Consider the following 22,760-nt stretch of genomic DNA (forward strand, 5'->3'; position numbering starts at 1 on the left):
AAGCAGCAGGACTTGGCGCCCCGAGACGTCCCGGACCCAAATGAATGAAGGCGAAGCATCACTTGCGGCTCAGCAAAGACCCGTCGCAACGGAATGCTGAGGGAAATGGCATTATAATACCTAATTCGACTCGCACGCAAATCCGAGCTACCCACCCGGTCAACGGGTTCGGCGACCCTCCGACGCTGTTAAGGGATTGATCCTTTGGAGGTCGAAACCGCTTCCGGGCCATGCTAAGGGCTGCGCCAATTCGCCTGTCTCCCCTTGCCTTGCCCTGCCCGGTTCCGCCGGGAGGATGGACCCCTGTCATGACCGCGACTGCCACCTCAAATGCTGCCGGCTCCGCCGCTTGGGCGGATACGCTGCTGTTGTCGTTCGCGCAGGCCGGCTATAGCAGGGCAGAGCCCGCGATCCTGCAGCCGGCCGAGCCGTTCCTGGACCTCTCCGGCGAGGACATCCGCAAGAGCCTCTATTTGACCACGGACCTGTCCGGCGAGGAGCTCTGCCTGCGGCCGGATCTGACGATTCCCGTGGCCCGCGACTACCTCGCCTCGGGGCGCGCCGGCCAGCCGGCCGGATTCAGCTATCTCGGTCCGGTGTTCCGTTACCGCAACGGGCAGGCCAACGAGTTCATGCAGGCCGGCATCGAATCGTTCGGCCGCCAAGACCGCCCCGCAGCCGATGCCGAGATGCTGGCGCTGGCGTTGGAGGCGACCGCTGCCTTCGGCGTCCGCGACGTCGAGATCCGCACCGGAGACGTGGCGCTGTTCAATGCCCTGCTCGACGCGCTCGACCTCTATCCGGTCTGGCGCCGCCGCCTGGTCAAGGACTTCAACCGCAAGATCAGCCTGGAGCAGGATCTGGAGCGGCTGGCGGCCGCAACCACCGCGACCCGCAGCGAATATGAGGGCGTGCTGGCCGCGCTCGCCGGCTCCGACCGCAAGGCGGCGCTCGCCTTCGTCACCGATCTGATGTTGATCGCCGGCACCACCAATGTCGGCGGCCGCACCACGGCCGAGATCGCGGACCGCTTCCTCGAGCAATCCACGCTGAAGGGCGGCGCGCTGCCGCGCGAGGCGATCACCGTGCTCAAGCGCTTCCTGTCGATATCGGGCAATCCCGACGACGCCATCGCCGAACTGCGCGCGCTGACAAATGATGCGAAGCTCGATCTCGCTGTTGCCATCGACCAGTTCGAAAGCCGGGTCGGCTTCATGGCGGCGCGCGGCATCGACGTGAAACAAACGCGTTTCTCCACCGCGTTCGGCCGCGGCCTCGACTATTACACCGGCTTCGAATTCGAGCTGCACTATCGCGGCAACGGCGCCGAGCCGCTGGTTGCCGGCGGCCGCTATGACGGGCTGATGACCCAGCTTGGATCGGCAGAGCCGATTCCCGCCGTCGGCTTCTCGGTCTGGGTGGACGCGCTGACCAGGATCGGCCGCAAGGTGGGAGCTTAAGTCATGAGCGCGCCATTCGTTCTGGCCGTTCCCTCCAAGGGCCGCCTCCAGGAAAACACCGAGGCCTTCTTTGCCCGTGCCGGGCTCAAGCTGTCGAAGGCCGGCGGCGCCCGCGACTATCGCGGCACCATCGCAGGGCTCGACAATGTCGAGGTCGCCTATCTCTCGGCCAGCGAGATCGCCTCGCAACTGTCCCGCGGCTTCGCGCATCTCGGCGTCACCGGCGAGGATCTGGTCCGCGAGAACATCGCGGACGCCGACAGGCGCGTGTCGCTGATCGACGGGCTCGGCTTCGGCTACGCCGACGTCGTCGTCGCGGTGCCGCAGGCCTGGATCGACGTCCGCACCATGGCCGACCTCGACGACGTCACCACCGGCTTCCGCGAGCAGCATCACATGCGGATGCGGGTCGCGACCAAGTTCATCAACCTCACCCGCGCCTTCTTCCAGAGCCACGGCATCACCGATTACCGCATCGTCGAAAGCACCGGCGCGACCGAAGGCGCGCCGGCGGCCGGCGCCGCCGAGCTGATCGTCGACATCACCACCACGGGCGCGACCCTGGCCGCCAACGGCCTGAGGGTGCTCGACGACGGTGTGATCCTGCGCAGCCAGGCCAATCTGGTCGCCTCGAAAGACGCGAACTGGTCGCCGCAGGCGCGGGAGACCGCGCGGATCATCCTCGATCACATCGCAGCGAGGGCGCGGGCCAACAAATACCGCGAGGTCCGCACCCGCTTCCGGCAGTGCGACGAGGCCCTGCTCGGCGAGGCCCACAGCCGGTTCGGCGTCGAAGCCCCGTTCGGCGGGCCGACCTCGTCGGGCATGCTGACGCTGCACTGCCCGCCGGGCCAACTCTATGCGCTGGCGAGCTTCCTGCGCGAGCACGGCGCCGAGACCGTCTCGGTGGTCTCGCTCGACTACGTGTTCGACCGGGAGAACCCGCTGTTCGCCAGGCTGGAGGCGTTCCTGCGGCAGTGAGCCTCAGGTTCGTTCAGCGTAGCGACAGCAAACGGCAGCTACCATATGCTGTTGAGACGACTTGCAAGACGACTTGCAAGAAGCCTTGATTACCTCTGGAACCTTGATCGATGACGCTGGGCTCTGACGTTTCCGGCCTGACCACCACCGCGGCCGGCGCCGCGGCGAAGGGACTGTCGATTGTCGTCCCCGTCTACAACGAGGCGGCGGGACTGGCGTCCCTGCACCAGCGCGTCTGCGATCTCGCGAAAACCCTGCGGCAGCGCTATCGGCTGGCCTGCGAGATCGTCTATGTCGACGACGGCAGCACCGATGCGACGCTGTCGATCGCACACAGCCTGCCGGCCGACGCGGTCGACGTCCAGGTGGTGTCGCTGTCGCGCAATTTCGGCAAGGAGGCGGCGCTGATGGCCGGCCTCGACCATGCCCGGCTTGGCGCTGTCATGTTCATGGACGGCGACGGCCAGCATCCGCCTGATCTGGTCGAGCAGCTGGTGCGGCACTGGATCGAGGACGGCTATGACGTCGTCTATACCGCCAAGGCGCATCGCGACAACGAGCCCTTCCTGCGCCGCATCGCCGTGCACGGTTTCTACGCGCTGATCAATTGGGGCGCCCGCCAGAAAATCCCGGAGGACGCCGGCGACTTCCGCCTGCTGTCGCCGCGCGCGGTCGCAGCGCTCAGGCAGTTGCCGGAGCGCAATCGCTTCTTCAAGGGTCTCGCAAGCTGGATCGGCTTCCGCCAGATCCGCGTCGACTACGAGCCGGCGCCGCGCATCCATGGCGTGACGACGTTCAGCGCCGCGCGCCTGCTCGGTCTTTCGATCGAAGGGGTGACCTCGTTCTCGGTGGCGCCGCTGCGCTTTGCCAGCCTGCTCGGCGTGATCCTGGCCGGCGGCGCCTTCCTGTTCGGCCTGTCGATCCTCTGGGAGGTCTGGACCACCGGCAAGCAGGTGCCCGGCTATCCCTCGCTGGTGATCGGCCTGATGACGATCGGCGGCGTGCAGCTCATCATGATCGGCATCGTCGGCGAATATATCGGCAAGATCCTCTCCGAGCTGAAGGCGCGCCCGATCTACTTCGTCGCCGAGCATAGCGAAAAGCATTTCGAGACCGACAGGGCCGAGGACGCTTCAAGCCAGGACGCCGCGAAGCGGACGGCGGCCGAATGAGCGCGGCGGCGCCGCGGCGGATCTGGCTGTGCGCCGACGATTACGGCATCAGCCCGGGCGTCAACCGTGCCATCCGCGACCTTATCGAGCGCGGCCGCCTCAACGCGACGTCGGTGATGATGGTCGGCCCGGCGATCGGGCGCAGCGAGATCGAGGCGCTTCAGGCCTCCGCAAAACAAAGCCCGCGCTGCGCGATCGGACTGCACGTGACGCTGTCGGCGCCGTTCCGGCCGCTCACCATGCATTTCCGTCCCCTCGACGGCGACATGTTCCTGGCATTTCCGAAGCTGCTGCGCGCAGGCCTCACGCGAAAACTCGACCGCGAGTTCTTTCGCAACGAGGTGAAAGCGCAACTCGTGGCCTTCATGGAAGCATTCGGGTGCGCGCCCGACTTCGTCGACGGCCACCAGCACGTGCAGCTCTATCCGCAGGTGCGCGACGGCTTTGTCGATGCCGTCACCGATGGCGCCCCGAACGCCTGGGTGCGCCAGGGCGGCCGCGACCTGCCATTGGCGCAGCGGCTGGCCTCGCCAAAGGCCATGGTGCTCGACATCCTCAGCGCGCAATTCCGCCGCCGCGCCGGTAGCGCCGGCCTCAGCTTCAATCCCGGCTTTGCAGGTGCCTATGACTTCACGCGGGCCGCCGATTTCGGCGCCCTGATGCGGCAATTCCTAGAAGGCCTTCCCGACGACGGCCTCGTGATGTGCCATCCCGGCTTCGTCGACGACATCCTCGCCGCCCTCGATCCGATGACCGACGTCCGCGAACGCGAGCACGCTTATCTCGCCGGCGATGCCTTCCCGCGCCTGCTGACGGACAGCGGCGTCACGCTGGGGTAACCCGCCGAAAGCAGGCTTTGAGGCAGCTTGTCGCATACCGAAATTTAATCCGGCCGGCACTGTTGGGGCCACAATGGAACCCTACATCTGGCTCGCGCTTGTTTTGTGCGAGGGAGATTGATCATGACGCCGCAGGAACGCCAGCTCGTCGACGACCTTTTCGACCGGCTTTCGAAACTGGAAAACGCACCGCGCGATCCAGACGCGATCGCTGCGATCTCCGACGGCCTGCGCAAGGCCCCCGGCGCGATCTACGCGCTGGTGCAGACGACACTGTTGCAGGACGAAGCGCTGAAGCGCGCCCATAACCGCATCCAGGAGCTGGAAACGGCTCATGCGCCGGAGCAGGCCCAGTCGGGCGGCTTCCTCGATACCATGCGCGACACGCTGTTCGGTGGCGGCCCCGCACGCGGCTCGGTTCCGAACGTGCCGCCGCGCGACTCGCGGCCGGTCTGGAACACCGGCCAGGCCATGCCGCAGCCACAGCCGGGCTACGGCCAGCCGCCTTACGGGCAGGCCTACGGCCAAGGCCCGGGTCAGGGCTATGGTGCCCCGCCGGTCGGCGGTGGCGGCGGCTCGTTCCTCGGCACGGCGGCGGCTGCCGCGGCCGGCGTCGTCGGCGGCTCGCTCCTGCTCTCCAGCATCCGCGGCATGATGGGCGGATCGCACCAGCAGGCCTTCGGCGACACCAACTCCCTGGGCGGCGATCGCAGCCCCTGGAGCGGTAGTGATCAGTCCGGCGGATCGCTCGCGCGCGATGCCGGTCTCAACGACATCGGATCGAACCGCGAATCCCGCCAAAGCTTCTCCGATCAGGCCTCGAACGACCGGGACAACAACGACCAGAACGACGACGACAATCGCGACGACGGCAATATGGACCTGGCCGACGACAGCGATTTCGGCGGCGGAGATGACGGCGGCAGCGATTACGCCTGATCGCGGCAAGATTCACGACCCCAAACGAGCGGCCGCCGAACAGGCGGCCGTTTCCGTTTCGGCGGTATTCATGTCCTTGCGTGCAATTCGTCACGCAAACGCCCAGGCAGGAAGACCGATCTTGGAGACGCAGGGCGTCGTCGCTATGATCGTCCCATTGACAGGGACCCTTATTGCACCCGCGGAGGCTCTCCGTGCGATCCGCTCTTTTGTTTCTGCTCGCGCTGATCTTTTCGATCTCCGCCGACGCGGCTTGGGCCGCCAAGCGCGTTGCGCTCGTCATTGGCGTTTCCGAGTACCGGCAGGTGCCGCGACTGCCCAATCCCGCGCGCGATGCCGACGTGATGGCGGCCTTGTTCAAGAAGGCGGGTTTCGACGCCGTGGACAGCAGGCGCGATCTCGGCATCGCCGAGCTGCGCCGCGCCATCCGCGAGTTCTCCGCAGCGTCGCAGGATGCCGACGTCGCCGTGGTCTACTATGCCGGCCATGGCATCGAGGTCGACGGCGTCAACTATCTGGTGCCGGCCGACGCCAGGCTCGCGAGCGATTTCGACATCGAGGACGAGACCATCTCGCTCGATCGCGTGATGCGCGCGCTCGACGGCGCCAAGCGACTCAAGCTCGTCATCCTCGATGCCTGCCGCGACAATCCGTTCGCCACCAGCATGAAGCGCACCGTCGCCAGCCGCGCGATCGGGCGCGGCCTCGCCAAGGTCGAACCTTCAATGTCGGACACGCTGATCGCGTTCGCCGCAAGGGCCGGCGCGGTGGCGAGCGACGGCGACGGGCAGAACAGTCCGTTCGCCACGGCGCTGGTGCGGAACATCGCCGAGCCCGGGCTCGATTTGCGCATCGCGTTCGGCCGCGTCCGGGACGAGGTGCTCAAGGCCACCGGCAACCGGCAGGAGCCATTCGTGTACGGGTCGCTCGGCGGCGACACCGTGGCGCTGGTCCCGCGCGCCGCCGATCCCGAGGCGGAAGCCCGCGTCGACTACGAGCTGGCGGCGCAGGTCGGCACCAGGGAAGCCTGGGATTCCTTCCTCGCCAAGCACCCGGCCGGTTTCTTCGCCAACCTCGCCCGCGGGCAGAACAGCAAGCTCGAAGCCGCCCAGCAGGGCCGCGCCCGGGCGGATGACGCCAAACGGCAGGCCGACGAGCTGGCGGCGCAGAAGGCCGCGGACTTCCGCCGGCAGCTCGAAGAGCAGAGCGCGCGCCAGACCGCGGAGGCCAAGCAGAAGCTCTCCGAGCAGGCCAAGCGCGACCTCGACGAGGCTCGGGCGCAGATCGCCGAGCAGGCCAAGAGGGAGCTAGACGAGGCGCGGCGTCAGGCCGAACAGGCCCGGCGGCAGGCCGATGCGGCCCGGGTGCAGGTCGACGAGGCCCGGCGCCAGGCGGCAGCCGATGCGCAGATTCAGGTCGAGCAGGCCAAACGCGACGCCAAGGCCCAGGCGGACAAGGCGCAGGCCGACAAGGCTCAAGCCGAGAAGCTGGCCGCGCTCACGCCCAGCCAGCCGCCCCCGCCGGCGCCGCCGCCTGCCGCACCAAAGATGGATCCGTCCGATATCGCGCGGCTGCTGCAGGCTCACCTGAAGCGCGTCGGCTGCGATCCCGGCAGCATGGACGGCAAGTGGGATGACGGCTCGCGCAAGGCGCTGGAGCTGTTCAACAGGAGCGCCGACACCCATTTCGACGTGAAGCTGGCGAGCCTTGACGCGCTGGACTCGGTGCGCGGCAAGACCGACCGCGTCTGTCCGCTGGTGTGCGCCAGGGGACAGCGCGCCGAGGGCGACCGCTGCGTCCAGATCGGCTGTTCGAGCGGCTATGTCCTCAACGCCAGCGGCGCCTGCGAGAAGCGGCCCGAGCCGGCGCCGAAGCCGAAGACCGTGACGCGGCAGGAACCCGCCGCGACACGCACTGCGCCGGCGCCCCGCGGTGGCGGCGGCAAGTGCTTCTCGTTCGGCGGCAAGACCTACTGCGAATAGGCTGCTTGCCCGCCGATCCGGTTCACATCACCACGACCTTGGTGCCGACATTGACGCGGCCGTAGAGGTCGATGACGTCCTCGTTGCGCATGCGGATGCAGCCGGAGGACACGTTGGTGCCGATGGTCCAGGGCTCGTTGGACCCGTGGATACGGTAGAGCGTCGAGCCCAGATACATCGCGCGGGCGCCGAGCGGGTTTTCCGGACCGCCTTCCATGTGCCGGGGCAGGTCGGGGCGGCGCGCGATCATTTCCGCGGGCGGCGTCCAATCCGGCCATTCGCGCTTGGCCGTGATCGACTTCACGCCGGACCAGGTGAAGCCGGGGCGTCCGACGCCGATGCCGTAACGCATCGCCCGGCCGTTGCCCTCGACGAGATAGAGGAACTTGTTCGGCGTATCGACCACGATCGTGCCGGCACTTTCCTTGCCGCTATAGTCAACAGATTGCTTCTCGAATCTTGGGTCGAATTGACGCTGGCGCGGATCGACCGCCTCCTGCTGGAGACCTGCGCCTTGCTGATATCCACCCTGCATCTGCGGCTCGCCCATCGGCGGCAGGCGGCGCTGGTCGTAGTAACCCGGCTGCTGCTGATAGACCGGCTGCTGCGGCGCGTAGGCGGGACCGCGGCCCGGACCATCGCCGAACAGGAACTCGATGAAGCCGCCGCCCATGTTCGAATTGGAGGCGACGCGTACCGGCGCCGGCGGCACCTGCGGCTGGTAGAGCACCGCCGGCGGATCGTTCGGCACCGTATTGTCGAAGGCATTCGCGCTGTTTGCGCCGGCAATGAAGGTGCAAGCGCTGCCAAGCAGCGCGACAGACATTTTCTTGAACATCGACGTACTCTGTACTGTTTCGTCTAGATCACATGGCGTCATGCAGGAGCTGATGGCTGATCGGCGTCCGCGACGTGGTCAATAAAGAGCAAAAGCCGTTTTGTTTGGTAAACGAGAACGACGTTTCGATTCACCACGTCGCGAACGAAGGCCCAATTTGGCGATCAGCGTTTATTTTCGATGAACGCCACAGTCCCATGGTTAATCAGCGGTTTTTTGCGTCGCCGCGCGCGACCGCGCAACAGTTCCGGCTGTGAACCTCGTGTTAAATTGCTTCTGCCTACAAAGACGCGTGAGTTAGGTGGGGGGAGTATCTGATGGCTGTTCACCGCAAGCGTTTTCGTGTCGAGGATATCGTCGGTGGCGAGATGCCCATTCTTGACGTAACTGATGAGGCAATCCCGATGCATAGCGAGATCATGGCGGAGCTGCGCGCGATCCGCGCACAGATGGCCAAGGGCAGCGTGCCTGCGCCCTTGTCCGGCAGCGCGGCCATGGCGGCGATCGACGCCTCCACGGCGAGGGAGCTTTCCGACGCACGCACGATGCTCGAGACCTATCGGGCCCAGATCGAGCAGTGCGAGAAGCTGAAGATCGAGCTCGACCTGATCCATGACGCCATCGACCGCACCAAGCGCGAGATCGCGGTGCTGCATGGCAAGAGCTTTGACGGCGCGGAGATGGCCAAGGTCAATGGCGAGCTCGGCGCGGTGGTCGGCGGCACCGAGCAGGCCACCCAGCAAATTCTCGAAGCTGCCGAATCGATCGACCAGGCGGCCAGCGCGATGGCCAAGGTGGACTCGGCCGACCAGCAGAAGCGGCTCGCCGATGACATCCAGGAACGTGTCATCTCGATCTTCGAGGCCTGCAACTTCCAGGACCTGACCGGGCAGCGCATCAGCAAGGTCATGACCACCATGAAGTTCATCGAGCAGCACATCAATGCGATGATGGACATCTGGGGCGGCGTCGACGCGATCAAGGCTCACGTGCCGGCGCAGGTCGACACCCGCAGTGACGACGACAAGCTCCTCAACGGCCCGAAGCTCAACGGCGACGTCGGCCACGCCTCGCAGGACGATATCGACGCACTGTTCGACTGATCGGTCGCAGCCTCGCGGAAAAAATAAAACGCCGGCGAAAGCCGGCGTTTTTTATTTGGGCCGTCCCCTCCGCTGTCATCGCCTGGCTTGACCGGGCGCCCAGTATTCCGAGCCAGTAGCGATTGAATCGAGGGGCCGCGGCGTACTAGATGCCCCGGCCCCGTGCGCAATTGCGCACCAGGCGGGGCATGACGAAGAGACTACGCCCTTGGCGCGCAGCGGACGTAGACCATGTTGCCGTAGCGGGTGGCGGCGTCCTTGTCGATGAAGCGGGTGATCAGGACGCGGCCGTCGAAGGAGACGATTTCGCGGTCCTGCTCGCCGGGGGTCGGCCCCGCCGGCCCGATATAATTCTTGCCGCTGGGCGAGCCCTTTAGCCGCAGTTCCTGCGGCGTCGCCTGGTCGGCCAGATGCATGATCACGCCGCCGGAGGAGCCGGCGGTGATCACGTAGGGATTCTTGCACTGCGCCCTCGCCGCGGCCTCGGTTCGGGCGCGGTCGGCCGGGTTCTGGAACGAGGCCAGGCCCCAACGGCCGACGATTTCGTCGGCACGGATGCTCGCCGGCATTTCCGGACCGGTACCGGGCTCGGCCTCGGGCGGCGGCGAAGACGACGAGAATGACGGCAGGCTCATGCCACCGCCGCAAGCGCCGAGCAGCAGCGCCAGGCAAGAGGCGGCCGCCAGATTGGCAACCGTGCGCGCGTGAGCTGAACTGATCATGGCATTCCCCCGAACAAGACGACGGCCGCACCCCTCCCGCAGCCAAGCGTAAAACCGCTGCTGGAGCAATGACGTCCTTTAATACGTCGGCACCCCGAACGAGTTTCCAATGCCACCATCCTATATCCGCCTCACCAATCGCTTAACCACCTTTGCTTGACAGGATCGCGGCCAAGCAATATTTCCGGGCGCACTATTAGCACTCGGAAAGCCCGATTGCTAAGCGCGCCGTTCGATCCTCAGGAAGAGGAAGGACGGAAGCGCCGCCCCACCTACTTCCACTACTTTCGAAGCGCCTCCAAAGGGAAACGTCATGGCTAAATCCAAATTTCGTCCGCTGCATGACCGTGTCGTGGTCAAACGTATCGACGCCGAGGAAAAGACCAAGGGCGGCATCATCATTCCCGATTCCGCCAAGGAAAAGCCGTCCCAGGGCGAAATCGTCGCCGTCGGCCCCGGCGGCCGCGACGAAGCCGGCAAGCTGACCCCGATCGACCTCAAGGTCGGCGACCGCGTGCTGTTCGGCAAGTGGTCGGGCACCGAGGTCAAGATCGACAACGAAGATCTCCTGATCATGAAGGAGTCGGACATCATGGGCGTTCTGTCCTAAGGCCACCCGCCTGAACAGCCGCTGAATGTCATGCCCGGATCGCCCGATCCGGGCATCCATCATTCCGGCCGCCGCATGACGAAACAAGACACATCACGAAACACGAGGGACTGCAGACATGGCTGCCAAAGACGTCAAGTTTTCCGGAGACGCGCGCGATCGCATGCTGCGCGGCGTCGACATTCTCGCCAACGCCGTCAAGGTGACGCTCGGCCCCAAGGGCCGCAATGTCGTCATCGAGAAGAGCTTCGGCGCGCCCCGCATCACCAAGGACGGCGTCACCGTCGCCAAGGAGATCGAGCTTGAGGACAAGTTCGAGAACATGGGCGCCCAGATGCTGCGGGAGGTCGCCTCCAAGACCAATGACCTCGCCGGTGACGGCACCACCACCGCGACCGTGCTGGCCCAGGCCATCGTGCGCGAAGGCGCCAAGGCGGTTGCCGCCGGCATGAACCCGATGGACCTCAAGCGCGGCATCGACATCGCGGTTGCAGCCGTCATCAAGGACATCGAGAAGCGCGCCAAGCCGGTTGCCTCCTCTGCCGAGGTCGCCCAGGTCGGCACCATCTCGGCCAACGGCGATGCCGCCATCGGCAAGATGATCGCCCAGGCGATGCAGAAGGTCGGCAACGAGGGCGTCATCACCGTCGAGGAAAACAAGTCGCTCGACACCGAAGTCGACATCGTCGAGGGCATGAAGTTCGACCGCGGCTATCTCAGCCCCTACTTCGTCACCAACTCCGAAAAGATGACCGCCGAGTTCGAGGACGCCTACATCCTCCTGCACGAGAAGAAGCTCTCGGGCCTGCAGGCCATGCTGCCAGTGCTGGAAGCCGTGGTGCAGTCGGGCAAGCCGCTCGTCATCATCGCCGAGGACGTCGAGGGTGAGGCACTGGCGACCCTGGTCGTCAACCGCCTGCGCGGCGGCCTCAAGGTCGCGGCCGTCAAGGCGCCGGGCTTCGGCGACCGCCGCAAGGCCATGCTCGAGGACCTCGCGATCCTCACCGGCGGCCAGTTGATCTCCGAAGACCTCGGCATGAAGCTCGAGAACGTCACGGTGAAGATGCTCGGACGCGCCGGCAAGGTCGTGATCGACAAGGAGAACACCACGATCGTCAAGGGCGCCGGCAAGAAGCCGGAGATCGAGGCCCGCGTCGGCCAGATCAAGGCCCAGATCGAGGAGACCACCTCGGACTACGACCGTGAGAAGCTCCAGGAGCGCCTCGCCAAGCTCGCCGGCGGCGTCGCGGTGATCCGCGTCGGCGGCGCCACCGAGATCGAGGTCAAGGAGAAGAAGGACCGCGTCGAGGACGCGCTCAACGCCACCCGCGCCGCGGTACAGGAAGGCATCGTCCCCGGCGGCGGCGTCGCGCTGCTCCGCGCCAAGAAGGCCGTGGGCCGTCTCACCAACGCCAATGCCGACGTGCAGGCCGGCATCAACATCGTGCTGAAGGCGCTGGAAGCTCCGATCCGCCAGATCTCCGAGAACGCGGGCGTGGAAGGCTCGATCGTCGTCGGCAAGATCCTGGAGAACAAGTCCGAGACCTTCGGCTTCGACGCCCAGAACGAGGACTATGTCGACATGGTCGAGAAGGGCATCATCGATCCCGCCAAGGTGGTTCGCACCGCGCTGCAGGACGCCTCCTCCGTGGCCGGCCTCCTGGTCACCACCGAGGCCATGGTCGCCGAACTGCCGAAGGAAGCTGCGCCCGCCATGCCGGCCGGCGGCGGCATGGGTGGCTTCTGAGCCCGTCCTGTGACCTGACAGTGTTGCGAAGGCCGCCTCCGGGCGGCCTTCTTTTTTGCCCAAGTTCGCCCGCGCTTTCCGATTCAACCGGCGGCCAAAACCAACTACGGTGGCGCCGACTCTTTTGCTCGAGGATTTCGTCGATGCGCGCGCTTCTGGTTTGCCCGACAATTGTTTTGGCCGCTCTGCTTGCTACCTCGCCACATCCCGCCTCCGCGCAGATGAAGCTGTCTCCCAAGACCACGGCGCCAAGCGGGCCGGAGATACGTTATTTCACCTCGATCGACGGGCTGATGGACGGCAATGCCGACGTCATCCTGAAGGAGACGCGCCAGGGCAAGACCGTCACGGCGGCCGTGCTCGACGTCTGCTATCCCGTCGCGAAGAATTCCGACCGCAAGGACCGCTTCGTCGTCAATCTCCAGGTCGCGGGCCAGAACCTGACCGGCACGACGCAGAGTCTCGGCGAGAAGTCGCCCGTCAGCGTCAAGCTGCTGCGCAAGCAGTCTGGAGACACGTTCGAGTTCCGCGGCCAGATCAGCATCGGTCAGGCCGTGACCGAGGTCACCTCTCCCGACAATTCCGATCTCAGCGAGAAGGAATTCCAGGACAACCAGACCTCCGACGACGGCATCACGCCGCAGCCGAAGGATTTTACCGACGTCTCGCCGGAAGCGATCGCGGTCAAGGTCAAGCTGGATGCGGCGACCGAGTTCCTGAAGAGCCTGAAGGGCCAGGACGTCGAGGTAACGCTGGCGAGCCTCTCGGTCGGTTGCGACGCGCTGCGCGCCGGCGAGCAGACCATCAACATGTCGGTCGATCCGGAGCGCGCAGGCGCCCTGCTGGCAAAGTTCAAGGCGATGCCGGGCGTCACCGCCGCGGGCTGGACCGCCGGCATGACTGAGATGGACCGCAGTATCCGCTTTGCCGCCGCCGATTGGCGCGACGGCGACAAGCTCAGCCGCGACAAGCTCGCGACCGCGGTTGCCGGCGTGCTGAGCAGGACGCTATCGGCAAAGCCGGTCTCGCAAAGCTTCAACCCCTCCACCGGCAAGCTCAAGCTCGTCTTCAAGCGGCCGAACCCGGATTTTCCGGCACTCGATCTCACCGACACGATCGAGGTCGCAGGCCTGATCTCGCCCGACAAGCCCGGCACGACCGACAGGCTGATGCTGTGGATCGGCAGCCCCGCGACAACGACGGCGGACGAGAGCAGCGGCGCCAAGCTCAACCTGTCCGACGACGCGGCGGCCGACGAGGAAGGCGATCAGCCCGACGACAACGGCTCGGTCGAGGCGCTCACGAAGGAGCTGAAGGGCCAGCGCTGGGATGCCGACAAATCGGTGTGGAAGTGACGTAGCCACCAGGTCGGTGTCATCGCCGGCTCGACCGGGCGATCCAGTAGTCCGAGACGGCAGTCGTTGAATCGATAGGTCACGGCGTACTGGGTACCCCGGTCAAGCCGGGGTACGGACAGCGAGCTAAACGCTAATTCCCCGTCGAGCGAAAGCGCAACGGCTTGGGGCCGACCAGCGTGAGCACATCGCCCTGGCGCTTCCAGGTCTCGACGCTGCTCAGCGCCGCGACGAGTTCGTCGTCGGCCTGCGCTCTCGCCGGCGGGCAAGAGCGGTCCTGGATCTGGCCCGGAACAAAGATCACGGTGTTGCCGGCGACCGAGAACTGGCCCTTGCCGCCCTTGCACCAGAGCTCCAGCACCACCTCGCCATGGTCGCCGATCTCGATGTTCGGAATCCGCTTCGAGCCCGGCTGCGGCAGCGCCTCCAGCGTCATCTCGGTGCCGAACGGAAAGCCGTCCTCGGCACGCGCGACAGCGGACATCGCCAGCATTGCAACCGCCACACACGCCATCTGCTTGAGCGAAACCATGACACCTCTCGACCGACCTGATTTGCGGCACCTTCTATAAGACGACGACGCCATTGAGAAGGTTCGCCGGCTTCGGGCGCAAAAATCCCCGCGAGGACAACCCGCGGGGAGATTTGACTTGCGTCGAAGCCGCGACGCGGCCTGCTACTTCAGGACCATCGCCGTGAACGGCCAGACATAGGCCTGCAGCGTCACGAGCACACCGACGAGACAGGCGAGCACGATCGAGTGCCAGAACACGAAGCGCAGGATGGTGCCCTCGTGGCCGTACCAGTTGGTGGCCGTGGAGGCGACCACGATCGACTGCGCGTCGATCATCTTGCCCATCACGCCGCCGGAGGAATTCGCCGCGCTCATCAGGATCGGCGAAATGCCGAGCTGCTCGGACGTGATCTTCTGCAAATTTCCGAACAGGATGTTCGACGACGTATCCGACCCCGTCAGCGCCACGCCGAGCCAGCCGAGCAGCGTGCCGAAGAAGGGATAGAGCACGCCGGTCGCGGCGAAGGCGAGGCCGAGCGTCGCGTCGACACCGGAGAGCCGCGTCAACGTACCGATCGCGAGCATCGCCGAGATCGTGATCAGCGAGATCGCGCACAGCCGGATGGTGCGGCCGTACTGGGTGACGAGTTGTCCGGGACCAACGCCCATCAGGAAGCCGGAGATGATGGCGGCGATCAGCATGCCCGTGCCGGTGAAGGACAGGTAGGTGAAGCCGAACACCGCGCTCTCCTTCGTCGGCCCTGGCGCGACCGGCGGCATCTTGTTGATCATCTGGTGCAGTTCGGGAACGGGATAGTTCCAGGTGAAGATCGAGTTTGCCCAGGTCTTGAAGCCGCCGTTGCCCCAGACCAGCATCACGATACAGACGATGATCCAAGGCAGCAGCGCGCTGAACAGCTCGCTCTGCGTGAGCGGCGTCTTGTCGAGCGGCTTTGCCGCGGCCATGGTGGAGGCCGATTCATCATTGCCGCGTAGCGCCGGGGACAGCCAGAGCTGCTTCGGCTGCCACACCTTCAGGAACAGAATCAGCGCACCCATCGAGATCAGCGACGCGCCGATATCGACGATCCAGGGATTGATGAAGTTCGAGATCACGAATTGCGGGATCGCGAACGACACGCCGGTGACCAGGATCGCCGGCCAGATGTCCTTCATGCCTTTCCATCCGGCAAAAGCCCATATCACCCAGAACGGCACGATCAGCGAGAAGAACGGCAGCTGCCGTCCGACCATCGCGCCGAGGATGTAGGGATCGAACCCGGTAACCGAGGCAAGACCCTGGATCGGCGTGCCCAGCGCACCATAGGCGACCGGCGCGGTGTTGGCGATCAGCGACAGGCCGCTTGCCGCAAGCGGCGAGAAGCCGAGGCCGATCAGCACCGCGCCCGTGATCGCCACCGGCGTGCCGAAGCCCGAGGCGCCCTCGAAGAAGGCGCCGAAGGAGAATGCGATCAGCAGCAATTGCAACCGCCGGTCCTCGGTGACGCCGCCGATCGCGCGCTTGAGGAGTTCGAAGCGCCCGGTCGACACCGTCACCTGGTAGAGGAAGATGACGTTGAGGACGATCCAGCCAATGGGGAAGAAGCCGGTCACGATGCCCAGCAGCGAGGCGCGGATCGACATGTTCGCCGGCATGGTGAAGATGAAGATCGCGATCAAATTGGCCACGATCACGGCGATGATCGCCGCAATATGAGCCTGGACGCGGCCGCTTGCGATCAGAACCAGCAGCGTGACGACAGGCACCGCCGCGGCGATCGTCGACAACACAGGACTGTGCAGCGGATCATAGACTTGATTCCACATGATCTTCCTCCCCACGCATGTGTGCGGCAGGCGGCCCGCGTGGACAGCCGAGCCTGCTTGACGCTGGAAGCGATCCCCCGGGTTGGACTCGAATTCCTCGCGAATGCAGCGGTTCCCGTCCGCTCACAAGCCCGCGAAGTCCCGAAGGCCCCCACCCCGCGCCATTGAGACCCATGCTAGGGTTGCAAGCTGCGACAAGCCAACGCAAATTGCAGGACTTGCGACTTTAGTCTAAGCGCGCCGATTTCAGCCATTGCCTCAGCCGTTTGGCTCCGGGCAGTTGTGCACATCCCCGTAGGAGATTCAGCTCTGTGAAGAACATCATCGCCACCCTCGCGATCGTCTGGCGAATCGCCGTTCCCTATTTCCGCTCAGAGGACAAGTGGGTGGGGCGGGGCCTGCTCGCGGCCGTCATCGCGATGGAGTTGGCGCTGGTCGCGATCGACGTGCTGGTGAACCAGTGGCAGAACCGGTTCTACACTGCGCTCCAGAACAGCGACTGGGACGCCTTCGTCACTCAGATCTGGATCTTCGTCGGCCTCGCTTTCACCTTTATCGCGCTGGCCGTCTACAAGCTCTACCTGAACCAATGGCTTCAGATCCGCTGGAGGCAGTGGCTGACCCGGCACTACCTGGGCGAATGGCTGCAAGACGCCACGCATTACCGCATGCAGCTCAAGGGCGATGCGGCCGACAACCCCGACCAGCGCATCACCGAGGACGTCAAGAACTTCGTTGAGCAGACCCTGACGATCGGGCTGGGCCTGCTCTCATCGATCGTGACGCTGTTCTCCTTCGTCATCATCCTCTGGGGCCTGTCCAATGCTGCACCGCTGCACCTGTTCGGCCAAGATCTGATGATCCCCGGTTATCTGTGCTGGGGCGCGCTGGTCTACGCGATCTTCGGCACCGCGCTGACCCACTGGATCGGCGCCCCGCTGGTCAACCTCAATTTCGAGCAGCAGCGCTATGAGGCCGATTTCCGCTTCAATCTCGTTCGCGTGCGCGAGAATTCCGAGCAGATCGCGCTGCTCAAGGGCGAAGGCGCCGAACGCTCGCGCCTGCTGGATCGCTTCGGCTTCGTGATCGGCAACTGGTACGCCATCATGAGCCGGACCAAGCGCCTCACCGCGTTCACGGCGAGCTATCAGCAGGCCGCCGTGATCTTCCCCTACGTGCTGGTCGCGCCGGCGTTCTTCGCCAAGAAGATCCAGCTCGGCGACATGATGCAGACCGCCTCCGCCTTCTCCAGCGTGCAGGGCGCGCTCTCGTTTTTCGTGACGGCCTACCGGTCGCTCGCGGAATGGCGATCGATCGTCGCGCGTCTCGACGGCTTCGAGATGTCGGTCGATTCCGCCGCGCACCTGCCGGCGCATGAGCCGGCGATCGCCCTCAGGGCCGCCGGCGGCAGCCGCCGCGATATCGGGCTCGAGGAGCTCTGCGTGAACCTGCCCAACGGCACGCCGCTGGTCGCTGCCGACGCATTTGCCATCCAGACGCCGGAACGGGTGCTGGTGACCGGGCCGTCGGGCTCGGGCAAGTCGACGCTGTTCCGCGCCATCGCCGGCATCTGGCCGTTCGGCACCGGCACCATCGTCATTCCCGAAAGGGCGAAACTGATGATGCTGCCGCAGCGTCCCTACTTCCCGGTCGGCATGTTGCGCGATGCCGTGGTCTATCCCGCAGCTCCGGGCGCTTTCGAGGCCGCGCAAGTTCGGGACGCGCTGATTGCGGTCGGGCTGCCCGGCCTCGCCGAGCGGCTGGACGAGGACGGTCACTGGAACCGGATGCTGTCACTCGGCGAGCAGCAGCGCCTCGGACTTGCCCGCGCGCTGCTGCATGTGCCGGACTATCTCTTCCTTGACGAGGCGACTGCCTCATTGGACGAGCCGTCCGAGGCCCGGCTGTACCGGTTGCTGGCGGAGAAGCTGCCGCAGGCCACCATCGTCTCGATCGGGCACCGCTCGACGCTCGACGCCTTCCATACCCGCAAGGTGACAATGGCGAAGCGCGGCGAGATCCACGTCCTCGGCGACGCGAGCAAGCCGGCCGAAGTGGAGCCGAGCGCGGCGCGCTGAGGCGCAAGCGGGAAGGCAGTTAGGCTCAACAGGCCACGCGACACACTCCGTCATGCGCGGGCTTGACGGCGTGGAGAAAAGCAAAAGGGCGGCAGATTGCTCTGCCGCCCTCGAAGTCGTCTCAGGAAGAAACTTACTTCAGGTTGCTCATCGCCGTCAGGTCGAACGACAGCTTTGCAATGCCCGTGGCGCCGCACCAGTTGGAGCCAACGCCCGACGGATTGATCGGGGTAACGGAGGTCCCGCTCGAAGCGGTGATGTTGCCGCGAGCCGCAAAGTCGCTGGTGAAGGCGTTGCAATCACCCTTGGAAAGGTTGGTGTCGGAGTAGCGCAGGTCCAGCGTGGCGACCTTGTAGGTGAAGCCGATACCGATGTTCCAGGTGTTGTAGTCGGCATACTTGATGCCGTTCGGGAATGCCGGGACGCCATAGAAGCTGTCGGAGGTGCCGAGCCACTGACGACCGAACTCACCCGACACGTACATGCCGACGCCGCTCGGACCGAAGACGGTGCTGGGCGCGATGTACTTGCCGACGACCGAAGCGTAGTTGCCCCAAGCGCCCGAGTTCAGGTAGCTCGGGGTGTAGTATTCGGTGAAACCGAACGACCAGTTGTCGTTCACCGTGTAGGTGCCCTTGCCGTAGACTTCGAAGAAGCTCAGGTCCTTCTTGATCACGTTGGTGTTGAGCAGGGCCTTCTCGGCGCAGCCAGGGCCCTGGTCCACGCCTGCGTTGTCGATGCCGGTGCCGCCGAAGTAGCAGGTCCCACCCGGATACAGGTAGCCCCAGACGCCGATGTCGAACGCAAAGGCGCCGAAGGTCGGGCGGATACCGCCGTAGATGTCGATTTCCGCGGCGGCGCGGTTCGGGAAGGAGATGCTCTCACCGGCGACGCCGACATAGAGCTGGAGGTCCTTTGTCACGTTGTAGCGCGGCTCGAAATAGGCGGAGACCGACGGCTTGTGGTTCGACTGGGTGATACCACGGAACACGTAGTCGCTCATGATCGCGCCGCCGAACGCGACATCCCAAGGATCAAAGGCAACCACGGGCGGAGCCTTCTTGGCCTTGACCGGCATGTCTGCCGCGAAAGCCGAACCCGCCACCATTGCCAGCGCCGTTGCCAACAAAGTCACTTTCTTCATTTCGATCCCCATCACCAGTTCTTACCCAGTCGGTTTTCCCGGAAGCCCCCCGGGGCGTACGACCTGTCTGCAAAATTGCGTTACCGCGACAATCTGTATGGAGGGGGGCAAACCGCGAAGCAAAAATCGCAGGCATCTGCCGACTTTTTGGGCGTTCTGACGATTCCACGAAAGGTTGTCAGACTGTGTTGCTTCTCGATCACATTATCTGCATTCCAAAGTGCATGGGGAGACCCGGGTTAGTACGGAAAACCCTGAGGGCATGTGCCCGAATACGAATCATGCCGGCACGAGACGTCGCGCCTCCCTGAGCGGCCTGCGGCGATGCAAAAAGGCCGCAGCGTCGCCGCCGCGGCCGTTCCGTTGTCGATCGTAGCCATTGAGATGGACCCGGCCCCTTGGCCTGACCTTGGGCTCAAACCTGAGCCTAACCCTGCCCTTCAACCGGAGTCGCTTCCGCAGAAGACGAAGGCATCGCCCAGCTCGTCTCGGCGGCGGGCTCCGGAGACGGAGCAGCAGCCGGTGCTGACGGCTTCGGCGGGGGAGCTGCCTTCGCCTTCTTCGGTGCCGCTTTCTTCGCGGCCTTCTTCGGTGCAGCCTTCTTGACAGCCTTCTTGGCCGACTTCTTCACAGCCTTCTTCGGCGCGGTCTTCTTGGCAGACTTCTTCGTGGATTTCTTTGCCGACTTCTTGGCAGATTTCTTCGCGGACTTCTTGGCTGCCTTCTTCGCGGTTTTCTTCGCCGCTACAGCCTTCTTGGCCTTTTTGGCCTTCTTGCTTTTTTTCTTCTTTGCTTTCGCCATCGTGGTCCTCCTGTTGCCGACGAACAATGGTCGATCGGGCGTCCTCAGCCGTCACCTCCGGACGAAAGCTCAGCTCGACGTATTCAGTGCCGGCCGCGACCCGCCCGTAGCCCAATCGAGAAGCTCAATCGTGTGTACGACCGGAACTGACGTGCCACTGGCAATCTGCACCATGCAGCCGATATTGCCCGCGGCAATCATGTCCGGCTGGACGCTTGCGATGTTGGCGACCTTGCGATCGCGCAACCGGCCCGCAAGCTCGGGTTGGAGAATGTTGTAGGTCCCCGCCGAACCGCAACACAAATGGCTCTCCGGCACATCTTTCACCACGAATCCATTCTTGGAAAGCAATTCTTTCGGAAGGGTCGTGATTTTCTGTCCGTGCTGCAACGAACATGCGGAGTGATAGGCGACGACGATGTTGTCCAGTCGCGTCTTCGACTCGAGTCCGAGACCGGCGACGTATTCGGTGATGTCCTTGGCGAGTGCGGACACCTTGGCTGCATCGGCTGCGAACGCAGCGTCCTCGCGCAGCAGATAGCCGTAATCCTTGATCACGGTGCCGCAGCCGGACGCCGTCACCAGGATGGCGTCGAGCCCCTCCTTCGCCGCTTCCTTCTGCCACGCCGTGACATTGGCGCGCGCCCGCCCCAACGCATCCTGGTCGTTGCCGAGGTGATGGGTCAGCGCACCGCAGCACTGCTCGTCCCTGACCAGGACGACCTCGATGCCGTGGCGGGTGAGAAGACTGATGGCGGCCTGGTTGATGCGCGGCGCCAGCACTTGCTGGGCGCAACCCTGGAGCAGCGCGACACGGCCGCGCTTCTTGCCGAGTGCCGCGAACACGCTGCCCGGAAGCGGGCCGGGCGCCGGCAGCCGGTTCGGGGCCAGTGCCAGCATTGCCTTGAGGCGCAGGATCAGGCCGGGCGTGGCCGCGGGCCGCGGCGTCGGCAGCAACATTGCGAGCGGACGGGCGAGCCGCGCCAGCCACATGCTGGCGCGAAAGCGCTGCGGGTCGGGCAGGACGAAGGCCAGCGCCTGGCGCAGCAGCCGCTCGGTCAGCGGCCTCTGGTAGCGCTGCTCGATCCTGACCCGGGCCTGGTCGACGAGGTGCATATAGTTCACCCCGGAGGGGCAGGTCGTCATGCAGGACAGGCACGACAGGCAGCGGTCGACATGCTTGACCACCTCCGCCGTCGGGGTCTGGTCCTTCTCCAGCATCTCCTTGATCAGGTAGATGCGGCCGCGCGGGCTATCGAGTTCGTCGCCGAGCAGCACATAGGTCGGGCAGGTTGCGGTGCAGAAGCCGCAATGGACGCAGGCGCGCAGGATCTTGTCGGCCTGCGCGATATCGGGGTCGGCGAGTTGCGCCAGCGAGAATTCAGTCTTCATGCCGTAGCGCCCCGCGTCAGCCGCCCCCGGTTGAGAATGGCTTTTGGATCGAAACTGGCCCGGACCCGATCGCTCAATGCGGCGATGCCCGCCGCCTGCGGGTGGAACACGTCCACCATGCTCCTGACATCCTCGGCCCCGCGGATCAGCGTGGCGTGCCCGCCGACGGCATCAGCACGCTGGCGCACGGCTAGGGCGTGCGCATCAGCCTTCGGCGGCAGCGCGGCCCAGATCAGCCCGCCGCCCCAATCGTAGATCACCTCACCGCCGGTCTCGCGCACCAATTTCGTGCCGAGCGCCGCTCCCGAGGCCGGCGGACAGACAATCCGCCACACCGGCCAGGCGCCGAGCGCGCCGCTGGCCGCGAACGGCAGCACGTCGCGGATCGTGGTCCACAGGACCGACGACGCGGTGTCCTCGATCAACGTCGCGGTTCCAAACGGCGCCAGCAATTCGCGCAGCGAGCCGGCTCGGTGCGCGGCAGAGGCCGTGATGCCCTCCAGCCGTAGCACGGTCAGAGCTTCGCCCTGGTCCGCGATATCGCCGAGTCCTTCGGTCCCGGCCCGGGACGCCGATTTCGGCAGATGAGCGGCGGCAGAGACGTCATAGGGCGAGCCGAGCGCCGCGGTCATCGCCTTGTTGGCGGCAGCATCGTCGAGCCCGCGCAGCAGCAGCGTCCGCTCCGCTTCCGGCTTCGGCATCACCTTGAGCGTGACCTCGGTCATGACCGACAAGGTGCCCCAGGACCCCGCCAGCAGCTTGCACAGGTCGTAGCCGGTGACGTTCTTCACCACCTTGCCGCCGGTCTTGAAACTCTCGCCGAAACCGGAGACGGCATGTGCCCCGAGCAGGTGGTCGCGCGCCCCGCCTGCCTTGATCCGGCGCGGGCCGGCAAGCCCCGCCGCGATCATGCCGCCGATGGTTCCGAGCGCCGGCGTGCCGAGCAGCGGCGCCGTGTTCATCGGCTCAAAGGCGAATTGCTGGTTCTTGGCATCGATCAGCGACAGCACGTCGGCCAGCGGCGCGCCGGCCTGCAGCGTGACGATCAGCTCGTTGGGCTCGTAGGCGATGATGGCATTCAGCGCGGAGACGTCGAGAACGGCATTGGTCGCCATCGCATGACCGATGCCGCGCTTGGAGCCATGACCGATGATCTCGAGCGGCTGCTCATTGGCAATCGCCGCGCGCACCACCTCTTCGACGTCTTTGGCGTCTCGTACCTTGAGCGTATCCACGATTGAGCGGGTATCCAAGT

The 22,760-nt window shown here is 65.2% G+C and carries 19 protein-coding genes; 11 read left to right on the top strand and 8 right to left on the bottom strand.

Translation table 11 applies throughout. The features are described from left to right. Positions 1 to 308 precede the first annotated feature (308 nt). The 6 genes from WHZ77_RS29040 (at position 309) to WHZ77_RS29065 (ending at position 7,373) form a co-directional block, all read left to right on the top strand. Entirely contained in the window at positions 309 to 1,460 is a 1,152-nt protein-coding gene (locus WHZ77_RS29040; protein ID WP_375311086.1) for an ATP phosphoribosyltransferase regulatory subunit, read from the top strand. 3 nt (positions 1,461 to 1,463) lie between these two features. Then, on the top strand, positions 1,464 to 2,441 hold the full coding sequence (hisG, locus tag WHZ77_RS29045; protein ID WP_375311087.1) for an ATP phosphoribosyltransferase: 978 nt from the start codon (positions 1,464 to 1,466) through the stop codon (positions 2,439 to 2,441). Between the two features lie 110 nt (positions 2,442 to 2,551). After that, positions 2,552 to 3,613 carry a glycosyltransferase family 2 protein gene (locus tag WHZ77_RS29050; RefSeq protein ID WP_375311088.1) on the top strand — a complete coding sequence of 354 codons (1,062 nt, stop codon included), beginning with the start codon at positions 2,552 to 2,554 and terminating at the stop codon, positions 3,611 to 3,613. Next, positions 3,610 to 4,452: a ChbG/HpnK family deacetylase gene (locus WHZ77_RS29055; RefSeq protein WP_375311089.1), complete on the top strand. Its 843-nt coding sequence runs from the start codon at positions 3,610 to 3,612 to the stop codon at positions 4,450 to 4,452. The genes WHZ77_RS29050 and WHZ77_RS29055 overlap by 4 nt, the downstream gene beginning before the upstream one ends. Before the next feature lie 123 nt (positions 4,453 to 4,575). Next, positions 4,576 to 5,391 carry a DUF2076 domain-containing protein gene (locus WHZ77_RS29060; RefSeq protein WP_375311090.1) on the top strand — a complete coding sequence of 272 codons (816 nt, stop codon included), beginning with the start codon at positions 4,576 to 4,578 and terminating at the stop codon, positions 5,389 to 5,391. A gap of 194 nt (positions 5,392 to 5,585) precedes the next feature. After that, complete coding sequence (locus tag WHZ77_RS29065; protein ID WP_375311091.1) at positions 5,586 to 7,373, top strand: caspase family protein; 1,788 nt, start codon at positions 5,586 to 5,588, stop codon at positions 7,371 to 7,373. Positions 7,374 to 7,395: 22 nt separating this feature from the next. Here the strand turns inward: WHZ77_RS29065 and WHZ77_RS29070 are convergent, their stop codons facing one another. After that, positions 7,396 to 8,211: a L,D-transpeptidase gene (locus tag WHZ77_RS29070; RefSeq protein ID WP_375311092.1), complete on the bottom strand. Its 816-nt coding sequence runs from the start codon at positions 8,209 to 8,211 to the stop codon at positions 7,396 to 7,398. A gap of 317 nt (positions 8,212 to 8,528) precedes the next feature. Between WHZ77_RS29070 and WHZ77_RS29075 the strand changes: the two genes are divergently transcribed. Further along, complete coding sequence (locus tag WHZ77_RS29075) at positions 8,529 to 9,314, top strand: protein phosphatase CheZ (protein ID WP_375311093.1); 786 nt, start codon at positions 8,529 to 8,531, stop codon at positions 9,312 to 9,314. A gap of 200 nt (positions 9,315 to 9,514) precedes the next feature. Here WHZ77_RS29075 and WHZ77_RS29080 read toward each other — a convergent pair whose 3' ends face one another. After that, entirely contained in the window at positions 9,515 to 10,036 is a 522-nt protein-coding gene (locus WHZ77_RS29080; protein WP_007596953.1) for a hypothetical protein, read from the bottom strand. A 313-nt stretch (positions 10,037 to 10,349) separates the two neighbouring features. Here WHZ77_RS29080 and groES point away from each other — a divergent pair, with 313 nt between their 5' ends. From groES to WHZ77_RS29095, 3 genes are all read left to right on the top strand, one after another. Next, a complete protein-coding gene (groES, locus tag WHZ77_RS29085; protein ID WP_015688616.1) occupies positions 10,350 to 10,646 on the top strand; it encodes a co-chaperone GroES in 297 nt (98 codons plus the stop codon). A 118-nt stretch (positions 10,647 to 10,764) separates the two neighbouring features. Beyond that, positions 10,765 to 12,393, top strand: coding sequence for a chaperonin GroEL (gene groL, locus WHZ77_RS29090; protein ID WP_375311094.1), 1,629 nt, complete (start codon positions 10,765 to 10,767; stop codon positions 12,391 to 12,393). Positions 12,394 to 12,536: 143 nt separating this feature from the next. Next, positions 12,537 to 13,748, top strand: coding sequence for a hypothetical protein (locus WHZ77_RS29095; RefSeq protein ID WP_375311095.1), 1,212 nt, complete (start codon positions 12,537 to 12,539; stop codon positions 13,746 to 13,748). Positions 13,749 to 13,881: 133 nt separating this feature from the next. On the opposite strand, the gene WHZ77_RS29100 is transcribed toward WHZ77_RS29095, so the two are convergent. Both WHZ77_RS29100 and WHZ77_RS29105 read right to left on the bottom strand, forming a co-directional pair. Beyond that, positions 13,882 to 14,280 carry an META domain-containing protein gene (locus tag WHZ77_RS29100; RefSeq protein ID WP_375311096.1) on the bottom strand — a complete coding sequence of 133 codons (399 nt, stop codon included), beginning with the start codon at positions 14,278 to 14,280 and terminating at the stop codon, positions 13,882 to 13,884. Positions 14,281 to 14,424: 144 nt separating this feature from the next. Then, positions 14,425 to 16,089 carry an L-lactate permease gene (locus tag WHZ77_RS29105; protein WP_375311097.1) on the bottom strand — a complete coding sequence of 555 codons (1,665 nt, stop codon included), beginning with the start codon at positions 16,087 to 16,089 and terminating at the stop codon, positions 14,425 to 14,427. A gap of 311 nt (positions 16,090 to 16,400) precedes the next feature. Here WHZ77_RS29105 and WHZ77_RS29110 point away from each other — a divergent pair, with 311 nt between their 5' ends. After that, on the top strand, positions 16,401 to 18,167 hold the full coding sequence (locus WHZ77_RS29110; RefSeq protein WP_375311098.1) for an ABC transporter ATP-binding protein/permease: 1,767 nt from the start codon (positions 16,401 to 16,403) through the stop codon (positions 18,165 to 18,167). A gap of 133 nt (positions 18,168 to 18,300) precedes the next feature. Here the strand turns inward: WHZ77_RS29110 and WHZ77_RS29115 are convergent, their stop codons facing one another. The 4 genes from WHZ77_RS29115 to WHZ77_RS29130 form a co-directional block, all read right to left on the bottom strand. Further along, positions 18,301 to 19,311 (bottom strand): TorF family putative porin, encoded by a 1,011-nt coding sequence (locus WHZ77_RS29115; RefSeq protein ID WP_375311099.1) that lies wholly within the window; start codon positions 19,309 to 19,311, stop codon positions 18,301 to 18,303. A gap of 427 nt (positions 19,312 to 19,738) precedes the next feature. Next, entirely contained in the window at positions 19,739 to 20,113 is a 375-nt protein-coding gene (locus WHZ77_RS29120) for a histone (protein WP_375311100.1), read from the bottom strand. A 69-nt stretch (positions 20,114 to 20,182) separates the two neighbouring features. After that, positions 20,183 to 21,505, bottom strand: coding sequence for a glycolate oxidase subunit GlcF (glcF, locus tag WHZ77_RS29125; protein ID WP_375311101.1), 1,323 nt, complete (start codon positions 21,503 to 21,505; stop codon positions 20,183 to 20,185). Further along, a complete protein-coding gene (locus WHZ77_RS29130) occupies positions 21,502 to 22,740 on the bottom strand; it encodes an FAD-binding protein (protein WP_375311102.1) in 1,239 nt (412 codons plus the stop codon). Before WHZ77_RS29130 ends, glcF begins: the two co-directional genes overlap by 4 nt. Positions 22,741 to 22,760 lie beyond the last annotated feature (20 nt).

This window comes from Bradyrhizobium sp. A5 (genome assembly GCF_042076515.1).
GTDB lineage: Bacteria > Pseudomonadota > Alphaproteobacteria > Rhizobiales > Xanthobacteraceae > Bradyrhizobium > Bradyrhizobium cosmicum.